The sequence below is a fragment of the Rhizobium sp. BK591 genome (genome assembly GCF_014195045.1).
Lineage (GTDB): Bacteria > Pseudomonadota > Alphaproteobacteria > Rhizobiales > Rhizobiaceae > Rhizobium > Rhizobium anhuiense.
In genome coordinates this window covers 74,845-93,723 of record NZ_JACIAZ010000009.1, presented here as the reverse complement: position 1 = coordinate 93,723, position 18,879 = coordinate 74,845, and the positions used below count along the sequence as shown (strand labels likewise).

The following is an 18,879-nucleotide window of genomic DNA, read 5'->3' as shown; positions in this document are numbered from 1 at the left end:
GAAAATCAGGCTCTGTCGTTGCTGGTCGGGTGCGGTCTTGGCGGGCCTCTTCGAGAGAAACTACACGATTTGATTGCAGTGTCTATTTTAAGGTGATAACAAGAGTCAAGTTTAAATCGACCTGATGAAAGCGAGAAAAAATGGGAAGGACAGTGGAGATCCTGACGGGCAAGGCGGAGCTCTGCCGATCGATCATGGGGGCTTTGCCCGACTGGTTTTCAGAACCTGAGGTTATCGAAGCGAGCGCCCGGGCGGTCGAAGACCTGCCGGTGTTCGGCTATATCGAAGGAGATGTCGTGACGGCGTTGATGGCGCTTAAGCCGCACCCGCCCGGCGCCGTCGAGATCGCGCTGATTGCGACACGACCCGAACACCAAGGTCGCGGCGCCGGACGACATCTCATCGATGCGGCCGAACGCTTCGGCCATGAATCGGGCGCCCGGTTGCTGACAGTCAAGACGCTCGCCCCGCGCGGCTGCGACGAGCCACAATTCGAGGCGACGCGGCGTTTCTATGACCGGAACGGCTTCGTGCGCGCGGAGGTCTTTGCAAAGCTCTGGCACGAGGACCATCCGTGCCTGTTCATGGTCAAGCCGCTCGCCGACGTCCCGGAAGGTGCGGCTATGCGTTGAGACGACGAGGGCGGCCGAAGGAGGCAAAGGCTTTTCTGCCTGCCCTGGTCGGAGCCCCGATGCGGCTGATCAAGCACAATAGGAGGATTGAAAGTGTTAGAGCGTCCTTTGTGCGCCCAAAAGTGCGCGCGGCGCTCTAATGGCGCCCGTCCGGCAGCGGGCAGGCTTCACCGCAGCCACCGACTCCCGGGAGGTTATAGCGCAGGCAGCAGACTTTCCGGCGGGCGAATTCGAGGCCGCATTGCTGTCGTGCGATGCGGATCATGCCGAACATCGGATTGCGCCCACCGCACGGCCATGTAGCCTCTTCCATCAGGGCCATCCCGCCTTCGACGAGGCCGGGCTCGTGGCGATGGGCGATCTCCTTGAGAATCCAGGAGAGATACGCCGCAACATTGTTCCAGAGAAGCTTCGGAGCGACGGCGGCATTGGCGGCGATCGCCGCGATTACCGGCTCGACATGGCCGCGCATCAGCCAGTGAAGCTCAGCGGCCGGATCGGTGGTCGCCTCAGGCCTTTCGGACATCACGAATGCCTCCGGCTCGCCCGTATGTTCGTTGCAGACGAGGGAAAGCCGATCGATCTCCAGCGGCAGCCCGATCCGATGCACGAACATGTGGACGCTGGGAGCGATCGTCAGCATGCTGAAATAGTAGAGCGTCCACATGGAGACGATCGCGCGGCGGTCGCTGCCTGGAAACTTTTGCGTATAACGGCCGATGATCTCGTCGAAGATCGCCCGGTCGCAAAGATCCCTGCAGGGAACGACGATGCCTGTCTGCGGTGGCGCGCCGAGCAGCTTGCCGCGGCAATAGGAGAACGGGCTGTCGCCCACCAGGCCGTCGAGGTCGACGGCCTGGTGGGCGACAGAATGATCGGCGATCGAATTCCGGCGCCGAGATGCCCCGTTCGTCGCTGCCGCCACGCCTACCACCGATACTTCAAGGTGGCTGTCATGTTGCGGCCCTGGCCGAGATAGCAGAAGCCCTCGTTGCAGACCGTGTCGCGGTGGTCGGCAATGTTGCGGATATTGAAGGCAGCCGTCAGGCCCTCGTATTTCTTGTCGACCGCCCCGAAATCATAGGCGGCGGATGCGTCGACATAGAAGCTCGACGGGTTCTTCGAGGTGTTGGCCGTGTCCGTCCAGTTGTTGCTGATGTAGCGGACACCTGCGCCGAGCGAGAGGCCGTTGAAGGGATTGGTTTCCTGGAAAGTATAGTTGGCCCAGAGGCTTGCGACATGCGCGGGCGTGAAGGCCGGCGTGTTGCCCTCATTGTCGCCTCCGGTCACCTCGGAATGGTTGTAGGTGTAGGCCGCAATGATGTCGAGGCCGTCGGCAACTGCCGCACGGGCTTCAAGCTCGATGCCTTTTCCCGTCACTTCGCCGAGCGAATCATAGGCAAGGGTCAGCGGATTGACCAGCACCGGCTTGTTCTTTTCGACGATGTGATAGGCGACCGCCGACAGCAGGATGTCGGTGCCGGGCGGCTGGTACTTCACGCCGAGCTCGTACTGTTCGCCCTCCGTCGGCTCCAGGATCTTGCCGGATGTCGACCGGTTGGTCACCGGATCGAACGAGGTCGCGTAGGAAACGAAGGGCGCAATGCCGTTGTCGAAGAGGTAAAGCGCACCGGCCTGCCAGGAGAAGGCATTCTTGTTGACGTCTTCCGAGTCGTTCAAGCCGAAAGAGGGGTAGGTCGTGTCGCGCGTCTGGTTCACCCAGGTCTGGCGGCCGCCGAGGTTGAAGCGCCAGTTTCCAGCCTCGATCTGGTCCAGGGCGTAAATGCCGACTTGGCGCATATCGGCATCGGCAACGATGAAGTTATAGTCCGGTGTAGCGCCCGAAACACCATAGGTCGGGTTGGCAATATCGAAATCGAATGCCGAGTTCACCGCCCCGATGCCGTAACCCCAGTTCGACTGGAGATTGGTGTAGTCGAGCCCGAACAGCATCGTATGGGCAAGCGGGCCGGTATCGAACTTCGCCTCGAGCTGGTTGTCGACCTGGAAGACGTTCATCTCGTCCCGGATCGAACTGGCGTTACGATGGGCGACGGTGCCGGTCCAGCTGGAAACGCCGAGGTAACGAGCCCTGAGATCGAGATGCGAATAGCGCAGGTTCTGGCGGAACGTCAGGCCGTTGTCGAATTCGTGCTCGAACTGATAACCGACCTGCTGCTGCTTGACCTTCTGGTAGTCGTAATCGGGATCGCTCTGCCTTATGTCGAGAATCTTGCCGTCGACGGTCGTAATCGCGCCGACATTGGCATCGGTCTCGTCGGACTGCGCCAGGCCGTACAGCGTGAAGGACGTGCCTTCGTCGGGCTTCCAGGTGAAGGACGGCGCCAGGAAATAGCGGTCGTCGGCAATATCGAAATTGTTGTCGCCGTGGCGTGCAAGGCCGACGATGCGATAGAGAAAATCGTCGTTCCCTTCGCTGATCGGCCCACCGAAATCGAACATCGCCTGAGCCCGATCCTTGGTGCTGTAGGAGATACCGACTTCGCGGATCGGCTCTTCGGTTGGAAGCTTCGATATCTTGTTCACCAAACCACCCGGCGATCCCGATCCGTAGAGAACGGATACCGGCCCCTTGATCACCTCGACGCGCTGCAGTTGATATGGATCGGTGCGGAACATACCGTAATTGATATAAGGCTGGCGCAAGCTGTCGCGATAGTCACCGACCGTCGTGATGTTGAAGCCGCGAATGAAGATCTGATCGAAGCGCGGATCGAAGCCGTTCGGTCCGGTCGTCACGCCGGCCGAATAACGCACGGCCTCGATGATGCTCTGCGCGCCGCGCTGCTCGATTTCCTTCTCGGTGGTCACCGAGACCGAACGCGGCGTTTCGATGAGCGGCGTGTTGATTTTGGTCGCAGCCGAGCTTTTCTTGGCAGCAACGGACGTCCGGTCGGTCTTGCTATCAGAGGATGCGCCGCCTTCGATGACGATCGGATCCAGCGCTGTCGCATTGGCATCGGTGGAGGCGCTCTGGGCTGCGGCCGGCGATGCTGCAATGCCGATCAGGACGATCGCTGTCGTGACAAATAGGCTATCTCTATAAATTCTCGATACATTATTAGAAACATTCAAAAAAACACGCGCCATTGCTTGGTCCCTACCTCTCGGATGCGGGCGGAAACTATGGACCGAAAGAGATCTTGTCAACATAAGGTGATTATTTTAGTCACCTTTTATTCGATAAAAATTCGTGCTTCCGACACTACCGAGTAGGTTGCACGCAACATCGGGGCCAGCACGTTCTGCGCAGAGGTAAATTGCCACCGGAATCGGCAAAGCGTCATCGAGGACGTTGACGCATCGCAGGTATTTTTCGACGCAGCATCGGGACTGTTGACAGCTGTCCTATCCGTTCAAGGGATCGGTACGTCTGTTGGGCGTAGCATCGTCCTCCTGGAGTAACGATCAGAGCAATACAGCTCCTTGAGACCGAGAACTCGATCTCTGTCTTTAAGGAGGAAAAGAATTTTCTGTTGTCGCAAATGAAAAATCTGATTTACTAATACTCCGCTGCTGGCTTTAGGGGGGATATTGCCGATGGTGGGGACCCGCAGGAATATTTTGCTTGGTGGCTTGGCGTTACTAGGTGCGAGTGCGATCCGGAAACCCGCATTTGCCGCTGCGTCTTCCTATTTTGCCGGCACCATTGTCGACAATGGCGTGACGTTCCAAAAGACCAACTTCGCCAAGATCGACAAGAAGTGGCTCCGCCAGGTCGTCAAATATTTCAGCAGCGAGCCGATCGGCACCGTCGTCGTCGATACAAGACACCATTTTCTCTACGTGATCATGGAGAACAAGACCGCCATTCGCTACGGCGTCGGCGTCGGCCGCGAGGGCTTCAAATGGTTTGGCCGGGCCACGATCGATGCTAAATCGCTTTGGCCGCGCTGGACGCCGCCGCCGGAGATGCGCAAGCGCCATCCCGAACTGCCGGAATTCGTGGCCGGAGGCTCGCCAAAGAACCCACTCGGGCCCCGCGCCATGTACCTGCATCGCGACGGCGTTGACACCGGCTATCGCTTCCATGGCACATTGGAGCCGTGGAGCATCGGCAAGGATGCCTCCAGCGGATGTATCCGCATGTTCAACGAAGACGCCATCGATCTTTACCAGCGTTGCCCCATCGGCACCGCTGTACAGGTTCTGCCGCATATTGCCGATCAGGCTGAAAGTGCAGCTCAGGTCAGTCAAGCAACTCCGGTCCAATAAGGAATATCCCCTGATGTCTGCGATGACCGGATATACGAGGCGCCTTCTCGCCGCGGCCATGCTCCTGGCGCTTGCCGCCTGCTCCACCACCAAGATCGCCTCCCTGGAAGAACCAACGGCTGCGCCGATGACCGGCCAGACCAACGATCCCGCGCCCGGTTTCGAAAATGTCGCGGCTGGCAGCGAGGAGGATTTCATCCTCAATGTCGGCCGACGGATCTACTTCACGCAAGATTCCGCCACGCTCGATTCCGTCGCCATGGCAACGTTGGATAACCAGGCCATCTGGCTCAACAAGAACCCGACCTGGCTGCTCAAGCTGCAGGGATTTGCCGACGATTCCGGCTCCGCATCGAAAATGCAGACGCTGTCGCAGAAGCGCGCCGATGCGGCGATGGCCTATCTCGTCTCGAAGGGCGTGGACGCCAGGCGCATGTGGGCCAAGGGCTACGGCAACGACCGCGAAGTCCGCGACTGCACGGAGCGCTCCTGCAGGGTGCAGAACCGGCGCGTCGTCACCAATCTGCGCACTCAGCCCGACGCGGCCTGATCCAGCTCCAGCCACTCAACGCCTGGCGCGGAGGCGTCAACCGCTATCGACCGTATCGGCTAGGCCCAGCTCAAATACGACATGGGCCGCCAGCCTGCCGTTAATACGAAGCCGGCAGCCGATACTCGAGTGGTGACGGCAGGTCGATGACGAACCTGATATCCGCGGCATTCGCCGCCACGACCAGTTGGTAGCCGCCCGCTTCGGCGCGGAAGACGCCGGCCTCGACGTCGAAATAGGCGAGGTCGCGCGGCAGGATCTTCAGGTCGGCCGTGCCAGTCTCACCAGGGAGCAACGAAAGCTTTGCGAAAGCGCGCAGCTCTTTGTCCGGCCGCTCTACCTTGGACTTTGGCGAGCGCACATAGAGTTGGATCAGTTCCGATCCGGCGCGGTCGCCGACATTGGTCACATCGATGCTGACAGTCAGGCCTTCGGGACCCATTTCGTTGGCCGAGAGCCGCGGCTCGCCCCAGTTGAAGCGGGTATAGCCAAGGCCGAAACCGAAGGGGAAGAGCGGTTCGACAGCGCGTGTGTCGTGATGACGATAACCGACGAAGACGCCTTCGGCGTAGCGCACGTGGCCATCCTTACCCGGATAGACGGCTGGATCGCCTGTGATTGCGGAATTGTCGGCAAGCGCCTTGGGGAATGTCTGCGGCAGGCGTCCGCCGGGCTCGGCATCGCCGAACAGGACATCGGCGACGGCGTTGCCCAGCTCCTGACCGGGATACCAGATCTGCAGCACGGCGCGGACCTTGCCGAGCCAGGGCATTTCCACCGGACCGCCCGTCTGCAGCACGACGACGGTGTTGGCATTGGCAGCCGCAACCCGCGCGATCAGTTCCTCCTGCCGACCCGGAAGCCGCATGTCGGGCAGGTCCAAACCTTCGGTATCCCATTCGCCGTCGCGGCCGACGAAGAGGAGCGCGACATCGGCGTTCAGCGCCATCTCGACAGCTTCCTGGATATCGGCCTCACCCAAGGGCTTTTCGACGCCGAGCCGAATGGCCGTGAGATTGATCCCCTGCCCGTTCGCCAGCGGCGGGTCATATTCGACGGTCACGGCATGGGCTCGGCCCGCATCGAGCGTAACCATGCTGCGCTGTTCGTCATTGGCCGTGCCGAAATAATTCTCGCCGCGGGTCCAGCCGTCATGGCCGTCAACCGTCAGCCTGCCATCGACGAAGAGCCGCGCCAATCCGGCATTGGTCATGCCGAAGACATGATCGCCGCTCTCCTCCGGCACGAATTGCATCGTCATCCGGGCCGAGAAATCGGTGGGGTCGAGTTCGCCCGAAGGCAGCTCGAACCAGAAGAACTCGCCCTTGTCGACGGTCTCGACGTGAATGGGCGTGCCCTGGCAGCCGCGCCCCTTGAAATATTCGACGGTGATCTTTCCCTTGAACACTTCGACCAGACGGTTATGGCGGCAACCGACGGCGTGGCTGACGCTATTGGCGTTGGCAAGGGCCGCGCGGATTCCTTCGAGCGGACTGATCGTATAATGCGCCGCGATCTGCGCGCTGCCGCCGCCCATGACGCGCGCGCTCGCAGCGTTGGGTCCGATGACGGCAAGCCGGTCGAGCGAAGTCTTGGCAAGTGGCAGGATGCCGTCGTTCTTCAGAAGGACTGCGCCTTCTGCGCCGATGCGCCGGATCAGCGCCCGGTCCTCCGGCAGGTCGACCGCCTGCTCCGTGAGATCGGGCGTCGCCTCGAAGGCGCCCACCCGCTCGAGCAGACGCAGGATACGCCGCGCCGCCGCCCGCACGGTGGCGGCTTCGACCTTCCCCTCGCGGACGGCCGCAACCAGTTTCTCGCCGCGATCACGCGCCGGACCCGGCATTTCGAGATCAAGACCGGCATTGATCGTCTCGGCCGTCGAATGCGAACCGAACCAGTCGGACATGACGATACCGTCGAAGCCCCATTCCTGGCGCAGCACCTTGGTCAACAGCCACTCGTGCTCACTCGTATAGGTGCCGTTGAGGCGGTTATAGGAGGACATGACGGCCATCACGCCGGCGCGCCTGACAGCCTGTTCGAAGGGCGGAAAGTAGATTTCGCGCAGCGCCCGCTCGTCGATATCGGAAGACATGGTCTGCCGCTCGATCTCGGATTCGTTGCCGGCGAAGTGCTTGATCGTCGCCGCGATCCCCTGGCTCTGCACGCCCTTGATGTAGGCAACGGCGAGTTCCGCGGTCAGCATCGGATCCTCGGAATAACATTCGAAATTCCGCCCGTTGAGACCGGAACGATGGATATTCACCGTGGGCGCTAGCAGCACCGCGGCCCCCTTGCTCTTTGCCTGATGGGCAAGCGCCACGCCCATGCGCCCGACGAGATCGGGATTCCAGGTGGCGCCGAGCGCGATGGCAGTGGGAAAGCAGGTCGCCTTGACGCCGCCGACCAGCGAACCCGCGCCGCGCGCGCCATTCGGTCCGTCCGTCACCTTGATTTTCGGCACACCAAGACGCTCGACGGGAACCGTCGTCCAGAAATCGGCGCCTGATAACAGCGAGACTTGCTCCTCGAGCGTCATCTTGTCGAGAATGGAATCGATCACGCAAACCTCCCCTTGAACTGGAATTCGGGCGCTGTGCGGCGGCGCCAGGCGTGCGCGACTGCTCCGCGCCATGCAATTCTTAAACTTACCGATTACTCGGTATTTTTAAGATGTCAACCGCCTAAGCCTGATGTATGGATTGAGAGTGCCGAAGAGGAGAGACGATGGCAGAGTTTGCCGAATTGAAGTCTGGACAGGAGGAAAAGCGACGACGCAGATCCCGCAAGGGCGAGGCGCGCCGCGCGGAGATCCTGACGGCCGCGATGCGGCGCTTCGCCGAAGACGGCTACCAGAATGCCGCCATCGGCGATGTGGCCCGCGACGTCGGCCTGTCGCTGCCCGGCCTGCTGCACCACTTCCCGACCAAAGTCGATCTGCTGCTCGCCATTCTGGACAAGCGCGATCTCGAAAGCGAAAGCTTCATCGGCATCCATCGTGCCGACCTGCGTGGCCTTCTCAAAGGTATGGTCGAGGTCTTCCGCCGTAACGCCGAAATGGTCGAGGTCATCAGGGCCTTCGCTATCCTGAATGCCGAGAGCCTGATGAAGGACCACCCGGCCAAGGCATGGTTTCTCAATCGCGCCACCCAGTTGCAGAACGATATCGCCGCGACCGTCGACCGGGCTGTTGCCGATGGCTCGATAGACGGCAGGATCGATGGCAAGGCGATGGCGGCCGAGCTGATTGCGGTGATGGATGGCCTGCAAATGCTCTGGCTGCGCGATCCCGCGCGTTTCGATATGGTCGGCGGGTTGGAAGCCTATGTCAGCCGCCTGCTGGCGAGCCTTGGTCTGGAGGATTGAGCTTTGGCTTGCGGCTCTGTGCTCGGGAGCCGGTCGAGGATGACGCCCGATCGGCAGATCTATCATCCATCAAAGCGCGCCAACCAGTCGATAATTCGGCTTACCGCTTCGGAATACCTCTGTCCGACAAGCAGACCCGTATGTGTCGTACCCCGGAGCCCCAGGTACTCGCCGCCGATGTGGCGAGCCGTCGCCCGGCCTCGATGATCATCGGATTCATCGTTGACGGCGCAAATGACGAGGCTGGGACAGGTGATCCTCTCGCCTTCGACGGAAATCCCCTCCGCGCCGAAATGAAAGGAAAATGCGTCGAATGCCTTTGCAGATTCCATGGACAGGTACTTCCGCTGGAATGCGATATCCTCGAATGTTTCATCGATACTGATTTGCTCGTCGCGTGCGGGCGCGGGGACCACGAGGCCGGGCATTCTTAACGCGAGATCGCGATAGGGAACTTCGGCATGCACTTCCCTGCAAATGCTGGAATCGATCAGCGCCAGTCCGGCAATCCCCACGCTTTCCGCCAGCTTTTGGCTCAGGATTCCTCCCATGCTGAATCCGATCACGATGGGAGGAGTTCCACATTCTTCGACGATTTCGGAGATCACCAGCCGGATGTCTTCCAGGTAATCTTCAAACAGGATTTTTGTGAAATCCGCCGACCTGCTTTTGTAGTGGCCTCGCAGGTTGATGCAATAGCAGTTCCATCCCGCCGATATGAAATGCGGAATGTACTTGCTCCACATCCAGCTCCCGGTAAAGGCGCCGTGGACGAAGAGCAAAGGCGGCCGAACGGACTGCCTTGAATCACCGCGCCCATGAAATATTTCCAGAAATAAGTCATTCTCTCCGATGTATTTTTCCGTGTGCTCGGGTCGTTCTTTTGCATAGTCCCGCATATCGCTCACTCCTTTGATATTGGCTGGCCGCGCATTCAGGCAGAGGATATTTCCTATGCAATATTGATCAATTACCGCTCCTGGACTTACATAAAGGACAAAATGTCTTCAATTGGGTGTTGATGTGGAGAGTCTCGCAGGCGTTGTCGCCTTCGTTTACGCCGCCGAACAACAGAGCTATGTCGCAGCCGCCAGGGTTGCCGGAGTTTCGCCGTCGGCGATCGGAAAAGCCGTGGCGCGCCTCGAAAGCCGGCTGGGCGTGCGGCTCTTCAACCGGACGACGCGCAGTATCAGCCTGACCGAGGAAGGAGCCGTTCTCTACGAGCGCTACAAACGCATCCTCGACGACATGGATGACGCAGAGGCTACAGTCTCACGAAGCCGGGAACGCCCAAGGGGACGCCTGCGTGTCAGCGTGCCGCATATCGTCGGACATCACCTTCTTATGCCGATCCTGCCGATCTTTGCCGAGCGATTTCCCGAGATCGAGCTGGACATCGATTTCGAAGACAGGGTCATAGACCTGGTCGCAGAGGGCCTGGATGTCGTCGTGCGCAGCGGTGAGCTTGCCGATGCACGATTGATTGCCCGCCATCTCGGCGATCAACATTTCGTCGTTTGCGGAAGTCCCGATTATCTCAAGCGCCATGGGCGACCGGAGACCCCGGATGATCTCTCCCGACATGCCTGCATTCACTTCAAGTACCCGTCCAGCGGTCGTGTCGCGCCGTGGGCATTCCGCCCGCCATGCGAGCGGCTGCTTTTGCCGAGAAGCCTGACATTCAACAACACGGATGCAGGTCTGCGAGCAGCACGGGACGGTTTGGGCCTTGCGCATCTGCCCGTCTACGTCGCAGAGCCCGATATGCGAACCGGAAATTTGGTCCCCGTCCTCACCTCCTTCATGGTGCCGTACGGTTCGCTCTCGCTCGTCTGGCCATCCAATCGTCAGCTTTCACCAAAAGTCCGCGCTTTCGTGGATTTTGTGGTTGCGAACTTTGCCGCCCGCCCTGACGCTTTTCGACCGGCGGCAATCACGGCAGCCGCCACGGCAACTTATCTGCCAAATGCGCCTGCCAGCCTCTGACCGAGCGCGCGCGCAGGAGAGATCGCCGATCTGCTTTCCGACGTGACGGCGCGTGGGGCTACTTGAGCGGCATCCAGTTTGAAGCGGGCGATCAATCGGGCGAGATTCGCCGCCTCGTCCGCCAGCCGGTTCGTGGCTGCGGTCGATTCCTCCACCATCGCCGCATTCTGCTGCGTCACCTGATCCATCTGATTGACGGCAGTACTGACCTCGGAGAGGCCGGTCGACTGCTCCCTTGCCGCCGTGGCGATCGAGCGCACATGCTCGTCGATCTTGACCACCTGGCCCTGGATATCGCCAAGCGCCTCACCCGTCGCCGTCACCAGCTTCACCCCGGAATGGACTTCGCTGCTGGAGCGGTTGATCAGCACCTTGATGTCCTTGGCCGCATTGGCCGAGCGTTGCGCCAATTCGCGCACCTCTTGTGCGACGACGGCAAAGCCCTTGCCGGCCTCACCGGCGCGTGCCGCCTCGACCCCCGCATTGAGCGCCAGAAGATTGGTCTGGAAGGCGATCTCGTCGATAACGTTGATAATCTGGACGATTTCGCCGGAGGCCTGCTCGATCCGCCCCATGGCCGAAACGGCCTGGCTCACGACGGCGCTCGACTGCCCGGCGTTTTTCTTCGCCTCATCCACCATGTGGCTGGCTTCCAGTGCCCGCTCGGTCGAGTTCTTCACTGCGACGGTGATCTCCTCCAGGGCAGAGGAGGTTTCCTCCAGCGACGCCGCCTGCTGCTCGGTGCGTTTCGACAGATCTCCAGAGGCAATCCGCATTTCGCCGGCGCCGCCGTTGATGATGTCGACAGCGGCGCGCACCTCGCCGAGAACGGAGCGCAGGCTGACCATCGTCGCGTTGACGTTTTCCTTGAGCTCGCCAAAGGCGCCCTGGAATTCGCCCCTCATGTTCTCGGTCAGGTCGCCGTCGGCGAGCGCAGCAACCACGCGACAGGTCTCGGCGATTCCGCGGTTGACTGCCGCAACGAGGTCATTCACGCCCGATGCGAATTGGTTCAGGTCCTGATAGCCATATTCCACGACGGCGCGACGCGTGAAGTCTCCGGCAACCGCTGCGGTGATGACCGCGTCGATGTTCATCTGCATTTCAATGACCTTCGCCCGCTTATCCGCACCGGCAGCGTCCAACTCACGCACCTTGATGCCGTTTTGCTTGAAGATCTCGACGGCGCGGGCCATCTGGCCGATTTCGTCGCGCCGATTGGCGAAGGGGATTTCGGCAGCGAGATTGCCCTCTGCAAGCTTGCTCATGCTTGCGGTAATCCGGCCGATCGGCTTTGCAATCACGCGAGCGCCAAAGACCGCAGCGCCGATCAGCGTGGCGATGGTCGGCAGGCCGATGCCAAGATTGAGGCTTAGAACGAGAAGAGCGCCGGCATCCGCCTCTTCCTCAGCCTTTGTCGCCATCGCCTTCGCGGCGTCCACCCCTTCATCGATCAGCTGGGCTGTCTCGTCTGAAATTGCCAACAATTTTACCTGAACGTCCTTCTCCTTTGCGTTAAGCGAAGGATCGCCGGCCTTGAGGGCAAGCTTTGCCTTGACGATTTCGGCCATGTCGTCGGTGGCGGCATAAAGCCTGTCGCCCAACGCCTTGAGCTTCACGATCCGGTCCCTGTTGACCTGCAATCGCAACCCCTCCATGGCATCGTCCAGATATTTTATAACGGAGTGATGGCGTGCGGCGATGTAGTCGGCTGCCTTGGCAATCTCATCCGTGGAAGTGGCGAGACGCAGATCACGCACGCCGACCTGCAGGCCGCGCAACGACGCCTTGGCATCGACCAGATCGCGCGAGACGATCAACTGCTCGTCCCGGTATTTCGCGCGCTGAGCGACATGCTGGCCTCCCTGCCAGACGGTAAGGAGCATAACCGCAACCAGCAAAATGCCGATGGCGGAAAGCATGGCCAGTTTGGTGCTGATGCGCGAAAAAATACTTGCGGGCATGTGTCAGTTCCTGCTTAGCGCAAACAGGAGTCCTCATATCCCCTGCCGGCTACGGAATGGGTGATCGACTTCATTCGATCGCCACCTATGCGACCGACGTTCCGAGATCACCTTCGCTTTCGAGGGGAGCCTTTTTGTCGTGGCCACAGCCGACTAACAGCCGATAAGAAACTAATAAAAAGTTCCATTTTCGCCGCGCTTGGGACTTGTCTGCGCGATCGGGATAATGAATGCTGAAAGCGGACATCGCTGGCGACCAGCCCGGTTGTACGGGCTGCGCCCGGTAACTGCTCCGCCGCAAACGAAGCGGCGGAGCGTGATCTCCCAGACAAGCGGCGTCAGGCTTTTTGCAGCCTCCAGGTCCTGACTTCGAACGGCATGATGTCGGCAGGTCCAATCCGCTCCATCGGCTCTTCGAGAATGTTCAGCGGCTGCGATGCCGCCCATCCGGAAGGCAGGCCGAGGGAGAGCCGGCCGCGCCGGCCGGCCGGTTCGTAGAGGCGCAGGATGAGGCCATCGCCTTCTTCCGCCGGCTTCAGGCCCGAGAAAGCGACGGGTGTGCCGTTGACGGTAAGCGGCGCGAAAGTGCCGGCGGAGAGGCCGCTGGCTTCGGCCGCGACGAGCGGCTGATTGAGATCGATCGCCTCGTCGAGAACACCGCCTTCATGCCAGGCACCCTCATGCGGCATCAGCGCATAGGTAAAGCTCTGCTCACCTTCATCGGCCAGCGGATCCGGATAGATCGGCCCGCGCACCAGGCTCATGCCGATCACATTGCCGCGGGCGCTATGGCCATATTTGGCATTGTTGAGCAGCGCGACGCCGAAGCCCGGCTCGCTGATATCGACGAAGCGATGGGCGACAGCCTCGAACATCGCCTGTTCCCAGGAGGTGTTCGTATGGGTTGCCCGCTCGACGACGCCGAAAGCGCATTCGAACGTCGCCTTCCGGGCCTGGACGGCGACCGGGTTCAGCGTACGCAGAAGGGTGCGGCGGTCGTGCCAGTCGATCGTCATTTCGATATCGAGCCGCCGGGCATTGGCCGTCAGCACATAGGTCTGCGTGACGCTTGAATTCCGGTAGCGGTAAATGACGCGGATCGCTGCGCGGTGCGGGCCTTCTTCGACGAGGGCGATGCTCTCCGGCGCATCGAGGCGAATGGCCTTTTCGGCATAATCGGCATCGATGTCCCAGGCGTCCCAATTGCGCGGCTTGTCGGCCGGATAGACCCAGAGCTGATTTGCCGAGCCGTCGATCGCTTCCCGGCCCGTTGCCTTGTGGATGAGACTGACAACCGCGCCGTCCCCGCCGATGGCGACGGAGATGTGGTCGTTTTCGAGACGGTCGGAGCCTGCCCTCAGCCCGCCCGCCGGCTTGAGCGCGCGCTTGTCGAAGACCGCGACGGACAAGGGGGCGACGAGATCGGCGGCCGCGACGACCGTGCCATCGGAGAGCGTTGTGCTGAGCGGCCTGGCCGCAAGAGACGGATTGACGACGACGAGGGCGTCTCCAACCCCGCCCTTCGGCAGATTGGCCGACAGCGCCTGCAATGACTTTGCCTGCTCGGCCTTGGCATGGTCGATGACCCCACCCAGTTCCTGCTCGGCATCCTGATAGACCTCACGGATGCTCGAGCCCGGCAGAATGTCGTGAAATTCGTTCTTCAACACCACGCGCCAATCGGCTTCGAGGCTTTGGGGCCTGCCTGCTCCGAGCATATGCGCCAGCGAAGCGATGGTTTCCGCGGTGATCAGCGCACGTTCGGCCTGGCGATGCCTGCGCTTGACGCCGCTTTGCGACGTCAGCGTGGCGCGGTGCAGTTCGAGATAGATTTCACCGTCCCACACGGGAAGGGTCTTTTCCCCGGCAGTGCGGTGCGCCTGCTCGTAATAGCTTTTGACGGTGCCCCAGCGTGCCTGCGGGATCGCTGGGAAATCGCGCAGCTGCACTTCGCGCTCGACCATTTCCGGCGTGACGCCGCCGCCGCCGTCGCCGTAGCCGACGGCCAGAAGCGACGTATGGTGCTGCGTCTTGCCGCGGAAATTCTTCCATGTCGGCACGAAGCAATCGGGCTGCACGAAGCCGTTGTAACCCTGCATCGGATTGTCGAACGTATGGGTCAGCACCCGGCTGCCGTCGAGCCCCTTCCACCAGAAGAGATCGGAGGGAATATGGTTGGTCTCGCTCCAATTGACCTTGATCGTGAAGAAGCTGTCGATGCCGCCCTGTCTCAGGATCTGCGGCAGCGCGCCGGAGAAGCCGAAGCAATCCGGCAACCAGCAAACCGTATGGCGCGTGCCGAAGGTCTTCTCGAAATAACGCTGGCCGTAGAGAACCTGACGGGCGAGACTTTCACCGGTCGGCATGTTCGTATCGGGTTCCACCCACATGCCGCCGACGGTTTCCCACTTACCTTCGGCGACCTTCTGCTTGATGCGCTCGAGAAGGTCCGGGTCTTCCTCCTCCATCTGCGCGTAATAATGGGCGGTCGATTGATTGAAACGAAAATCATCGGAGCGCTCCATCAGCGACAGCGCCGTATTGAAGGTGCGTCGCATTTTCCGCCGCGTCTCGCGATAGGGCCAGAGCCAGGCGAGATCGATATGCGCATGCCCCGTGAGCAGCAGTTCTCCATTCGGCGGAAAGCGCTTCTGCAGCTCCTTCAGCCGGGCCGTCAGAGCCTCGAAGGCCGTAGCTGCCGAAGCGCTTTGCTCGTCCGTGAGGCCCGCCGGATTAGCTTCAAGCTCCGGCAGTTCCCAGATTTTCTGCTGCATGACCGCGCCTGACGTGCGGGAGATGTAAGCCGCCGTGTCCGACGGCCAGTCGAGGCTGCGCAGCGCATGCTCGGCGGCATCCATCAGATGCGGCACGACTTCATGCTCGCCGAGCACCTCGATCGCCTCGGCAACCTGCTTCAACAGGAGATGCAGACGGTGAGCGGGACCGTCGAGCCAAATAAACCGGGCCTTGTTGAGCCGCGGTGCGCGATTGGGCTCGCCGAACGGAAAACGGGCGACGGTTTCCGTTGCGATTGAAAAGCGGCGGCCCTTCAGCGGGAATTCCTGATGATAGGGATCGAGACCGAATGTTTCCGTCTCGCCGTCGGGATAGCTCAGCGTAATCAGGCTCTCGCCACCGAGATCGAGCTGCAGGCGAATATCGTCGAGAGGCCACGCTTCGGGTGCCTCGACGGTTGCAGCAAAATGCACCACCCCCTGGCGGTGCGGCCAATCCTGGTGATGTGCGATCGGCTCGCCCTCGAAGGTCCAGCCGTCGATCGCAGCACTGTGTCGATCCCGCCAATGAGCGAGCTCGGCAATGCGGACTTTCAGACGATCGAGACGCTGGGCAATGGTCAGAGGCATGGCTTATCCTGTTGAAAATCGACGGCGACAATCCGTGGTCATAGTTTTGGGAGATGAAGATGGTGCGACCGGCATCGCGATTTGCCCGGTCTCCTCCTCCAAGCAATTCCGAGAGCTTTAGATTAAGTAACTTTGATTTCCCGTCAAGCCCGTAAGAAATTCATTGCGGTGGACGCAGGCGTGATACACAAGCTTCATGTAGCTCTAAGGACGGCGACCATGCGGTATCTTCGATCAGGGCCGCGTCGGCTTCAAACCCAGGACACGGGCGCCCCGCGTGCCAAAACAGTCGGTCTGCGATCCGGTGAAATCGCCGATCGAAACATTCGCGTCATCCTGGAAGCCATCCGCCGCCATGGTCCGCTGACGCGGATGGAGCTTGGCCGCCATTGCGGCCTGACCGGCCCGGGCATTACCAATATTCTCCGCCGATTGGCCGAGGAGAAGCTGGTCACCTCCAACCGCCGCCACGGCTCGGGTGGCGGAGCGACTGCGACCGAATTTGCCCTGCGCCCGGAAGGCGCTTTCTCGATCGGCGTCAAGCTTCGCCACAGGCGCGGCGAGATCGTCCTCATCGATCTTAGCGGCCAGGTGCATGACCGGGTCTATTTCGGCCTGGATCCAGCAGACAAGGTCAAGCTGGTGCACGCGGCCGTCAGGGACATGGTCGATCGCCACGCGATGTTGCCGATCATCGGCCTAGGCATCGCCGCCAACGACTGGACGGACGAACAAAGCGATCAAATCGCCGCCATGTCGACGATTGCGCGTCCCTATGTCGAGAACGAATGCACGGCGAGCCTTCTCGCCGAACGCACGATCGGCAGCTCCGCCAGGGAAGGCGGACTGGCGATGATCATCATCGATGACGACATCCAGGCCGGTTTTCTCATCCGCGGCATTCCTTATTCCGGCGTGCATGGCAGGGCGGGCAGCATCGGCGAAATGTTGACCGGCCCGGACAATGTTCAGCTGAACACCGTCGTCGGTTTCGAGTCACTGCGATCGCGGATCGGCGACCAGGACTTCACCCGCCTGCTGAAGGGCGAGGAAATCTCCTCGCCATCGCTGTCGCAATGGATACGGGAGGCCGCCGGCCATCTGCTCGATCCGATCATCGCCATGGCCGGCTTCCTTGCCCCGAGCGTCGTCATGATCGGCAGCGATCTGCCGCAGGGCGTGATCGAAGCGCTGATCCATCAGCTTTCGATCGAGCGCCGCGACACCTCCACGAGACCGTTGCTGACACCCTGGATTTCGCCGATGAAACCGGCGAGCTTCAGCGGCGGCGGCGTTGCGCTGGGGGCTGCCCTCCTGCCCTTCCTCAACACTTTACTGCTGCCGCCGGCTTCCGCTTGAGAGCCGGCTCAGCCGAGCGCTTCATCGGTGTGGCTAAGATCGGAGGCCAGCGCCTTATCCAGGACTTTCTGGATATTGGCGGCGCGGCGGAAGGACGGTTCCTGCGTCCTGCCCGCCCGCACAGCTTGGACGAAACGCTGGTAATTCGTCTCGACCGGATCGAACGGCACGTCGCGCCAGGTCGCCGTGTGCACGTCTTCGCCGAGGCAGGCGCGAAGCGTCGACTTTCCGGTATCGTAAATCATCTCGATCGAGCCGGTTTCGCCATAGACCCGGAGACGCAGCTGATCCATCTGTCCGGCCGCCGTGCGCGTCGCCTGGATCGTCCCGATCGCGCCATTGGCGAAATCGACATTCATCGTGAAGCTGTCATTGGCGTCTAGATCATATTCGCCGATCTTGTGCCCCGGCGCCTTGTCGAAGGTTTTCAGCCGCGCGAAGACATGGGCAACGTCGAGGCCGGAACCGTAGGAGGCGAAATCGACGATATGGATGCCGATATCGCCGAGCGCGCCGTTCGATCCATGCTTCTTGCTCAGCCGCCACAGCCATTTGCTTTCGCTCTTCCAATCGCCCCAGTGACGGCCGACCAGCCAGCTTTGCAGATGGGACGCCTCGACGTGGCGCACGTCTCCTATTTCGCCGGCGAGCACCATCTGCCGGCCTTTCTGGAGGGCGGGCGAGTTGCGATAGGTGAAATTGACCATGCCGACCTTGCCCGATCGTTCGATCGCCTCGGTCATCTCCATGGCCTTGAGTGCATCGGTGGCGAGCGGCTTTTCGCAGAAGACATGCTTGCCAGCGGCGATCGCCTCAAGCGTCGTCGGGTGGTGGATGCTATCAGGCGTGACGTTCGCCACCGCATCGAACTCGCCCCAGGCGAGCGCCTCTTCAAGAGACGTGAAATGGTTGGCGATGCCATGTTCGGTGCAGAAGGCGGCAAGCCTTTCCGGGACGACGTCGACGCCGCCCACGACGCTGACGCCTTCGATCGCCTTGAAGTTGGCGGCATGCTGGTTGGCCATGCCGCCGGTACCGAGAATGAGTAAACGCATCTTATCCTCCCTTGGCGCGTCCTATCGGACGCGGGTGTGTCAGAGCTGATTCCGGCAGCGCGGCCGGGCAAAATCGCACTCCTGCCATCGCGGCCATCCGCGATCGCCTCGTCCTCTTCTTCAGGAAAATTTCGGTCGATGCGCCACGCGCCCGACAGCACGCTCCATCGCTTTAATGGCGCGGATCCTTTTCCAGAAATCGATCTCGATTTTCGGAAATTATGCGCTAGCTGCTGTTGATTGTCGCCAGCATCTCAACCTCCCAGGCTCTGGCCTTCCAAGCTGTGGCTTGACATCAAATCAAAGTAACTTAATCTAATTAATGCAGCACGGAATTGAGGAGAGGTCAACCGACCGCCAGGCTGT

The 18,879-nt window shown here is 60.9% G+C and carries 13 protein-coding genes; 6 read left to right on the top strand and 7 right to left on the bottom strand.

Features of this window, described 5'->3' with window-relative positions; translation table 11 throughout:
* Nucleotides 1–140 precede the first annotated feature (140 nt).
* Nucleotides 141–632, top strand: coding sequence for a GNAT family N-acetyltransferase (locus FHX10_RS30875; RefSeq protein WP_063474047.1), 492 nt, complete (start codon nucleotides 141–143; stop codon nucleotides 630–632).
* Nucleotides 633–768: 136 nt separating this feature from the next.
* Here the strand turns inward: FHX10_RS30875 and fhuF are convergent, their stop codons facing one another.
* Nucleotides 769–1,557 (bottom strand): siderophore-iron reductase FhuF, encoded by a 789-nt coding sequence (gene fhuF / locus FHX10_RS30870; RefSeq protein ID WP_063474046.1) that lies wholly within the window; start codon nucleotides 1,555–1,557, stop codon nucleotides 769–771.
* A gap of 2 nt (nucleotides 1,558–1,559) precedes the next feature.
* On the bottom strand, nucleotides 1,560–3,743 hold the full coding sequence (locus tag FHX10_RS30865) for a TonB-dependent siderophore receptor (RefSeq protein ID WP_063474045.1): 2,184 nt from the start codon (nucleotides 3,741–3,743) through the stop codon (nucleotides 1,560–1,562).
* 450 nt (nucleotides 3,744–4,193) lie between these two features.
* Here FHX10_RS30865 and FHX10_RS30860 point away from each other — a divergent pair, with 450 nt between their 5' ends.
* Nucleotides 4,194–4,868, top strand: a complete 675-nt coding sequence (locus tag FHX10_RS30860; protein WP_097623196.1) for a L,D-transpeptidase — start codon at nucleotides 4,194–4,196, stop codon at nucleotides 4,866–4,868.
* 13 nt (nucleotides 4,869–4,881) lie between these two features.
* Nucleotides 4,882–5,418 (top strand): OmpA family protein, encoded by a 537-nt coding sequence (locus tag FHX10_RS30855; protein ID WP_063474043.1) that lies wholly within the window; start codon nucleotides 4,882–4,884, stop codon nucleotides 5,416–5,418.
* 100 nt (nucleotides 5,419–5,518) lie between these two features.
* On the opposite strand, the gene FHX10_RS30850 is transcribed toward FHX10_RS30855, so the two are convergent.
* A complete protein-coding gene (locus FHX10_RS30850; protein ID WP_184390666.1) occupies nucleotides 5,519–7,981 on the bottom strand; it encodes a glycoside hydrolase family 3 C-terminal domain-containing protein in 2,463 nt (820 codons plus the stop codon).
* A 164-nt stretch (nucleotides 7,982–8,145) separates the two neighbouring features.
* On the opposite strand from FHX10_RS30850, the gene FHX10_RS30845 reads away from it, so the two are divergent.
* Entirely contained in the window at nucleotides 8,146–8,784 is a 639-nt protein-coding gene (locus FHX10_RS30845) for a TetR/AcrR family transcriptional regulator (RefSeq protein ID WP_047616937.1), read from the top strand.
* A gap of 62 nt (nucleotides 8,785–8,846) precedes the next feature.
* On the opposite strand, the gene FHX10_RS30840 is transcribed toward FHX10_RS30845, so the two are convergent.
* Complete coding sequence (locus FHX10_RS30840; protein WP_063474042.1) at nucleotides 8,847–9,683, bottom strand: alpha/beta hydrolase; 837 nt, start codon at nucleotides 9,681–9,683, stop codon at nucleotides 8,847–8,849.
* A 124-nt stretch (nucleotides 9,684–9,807) separates the two neighbouring features.
* Between FHX10_RS30840 and FHX10_RS30835 the strand changes: the two genes are divergently transcribed.
* On the top strand, nucleotides 9,808–10,770 hold the full coding sequence (locus FHX10_RS30835; RefSeq protein ID WP_063474172.1) for a LysR family transcriptional regulator: 963 nt from the start codon (nucleotides 9,808–9,810) through the stop codon (nucleotides 10,768–10,770).
* Here FHX10_RS30835 and FHX10_RS30830 read toward each other — a convergent pair.
* Nucleotides 10,740–12,734 (bottom strand): methyl-accepting chemotaxis protein, encoded by a 1,995-nt coding sequence (locus tag FHX10_RS30830; RefSeq protein WP_063474041.1) that lies wholly within the window; start codon nucleotides 12,732–12,734, stop codon nucleotides 10,740–10,742. The genes FHX10_RS30835 and FHX10_RS30830 overlap by 31 nt on opposite strands.
* Nucleotides 12,735–13,072: 338 nt before the next feature.
* Nucleotides 13,073–16,099 carry an alpha-mannosidase gene (locus FHX10_RS30825; RefSeq protein WP_063474040.1) on the bottom strand — a complete coding sequence of 1,009 codons (3,027 nt, stop codon included), beginning with the start codon at nucleotides 16,097–16,099 and terminating at the stop codon, nucleotides 13,073–13,075.
* Nucleotides 16,100–16,318: 219 nt separating this feature from the next.
* Here FHX10_RS30825 and FHX10_RS30820 point away from each other — a divergent pair, with 219 nt between their 5' ends.
* Nucleotides 16,319–17,458, top strand: a complete 1,140-nt coding sequence (locus FHX10_RS30820; protein ID WP_063474039.1) for an ROK family transcriptional regulator — start codon at nucleotides 16,319–16,321, stop codon at nucleotides 17,456–17,458.
* Nucleotides 17,459–17,466: 8 nt separating this feature from the next.
* On the opposite strand, the gene FHX10_RS30815 is transcribed toward FHX10_RS30820, so the two are convergent.
* Complete coding sequence (locus FHX10_RS30815; protein WP_047616685.1) at nucleotides 17,467–18,513, bottom strand: Gfo/Idh/MocA family protein; 1,047 nt, start codon at nucleotides 18,511–18,513, stop codon at nucleotides 17,467–17,469.
* Nucleotides 18,514–18,879: the final 366 nt, after the last annotated feature.

What these genes read in the sequence shown, in the direction of transcription:
- FHX10_RS30820 (WP_063474039.1), top strand. Translation starts at nt 16,319, where the DNA reads ATGCGGTATCTTCGATCAGGGCCGCGTCGGCTTCAAACCCAGGACACG.
- FHX10_RS30830 (WP_063474041.1), bottom strand. Translation starts at nt 12,734, where the DNA reads ATGCCCGCAAGTATTTTTTCGCGCATCAGCACCAAACTGGCCATGCTT.
- FHX10_RS30860 (WP_097623196.1), top strand. Translation starts at nt 4,194, where the DNA reads ATGGTGGGGACCCGCAGGAATATTTTGCTTGGTGGCTTGGCGTTACTA.
- FHX10_RS30855 (WP_063474043.1), top strand. Translation starts at nt 4,882, where the DNA reads ATGTCTGCGATGACCGGATATACGAGGCGCCTTCTCGCCGCGGCCATG.
- FHX10_RS30865 (WP_063474045.1), bottom strand. Translation starts at nt 3,743, where the DNA reads ATGGCGCGTGTTTTTTTGAATGTTTCTAATAATGTATCGAGAATTTAT.
- FHX10_RS30840 (WP_063474042.1), bottom strand. Translation starts at nt 9,683, where the DNA reads ATGCGGGACTATGCAAAAGAACGACCCGAGCACACGGAAAAATACATC.
- FHX10_RS30875 (WP_063474047.1), top strand. Translation starts at nt 141, where the DNA reads ATGGGAAGGACAGTGGAGATCCTGACGGGCAAGGCGGAGCTCTGCCGA.
- FHX10_RS30845 (WP_047616937.1), top strand. Translation starts at nt 8,146, where the DNA reads ATGGCAGAGTTTGCCGAATTGAAGTCTGGACAGGAGGAAAAGCGACGA.
- FHX10_RS30815 (WP_047616685.1), bottom strand. Translation starts at nt 18,513, where the DNA reads ATGCGTTTACTCATTCTCGGTACCGGCGGCATGGCCAACCAGCATGCC.
- FHX10_RS30825 (WP_063474040.1), bottom strand. Translation starts at nt 16,099, where the DNA reads ATGCCTCTGACCATTGCCCAGCGTCTCGATCGTCTGAAAGTCCGCATT.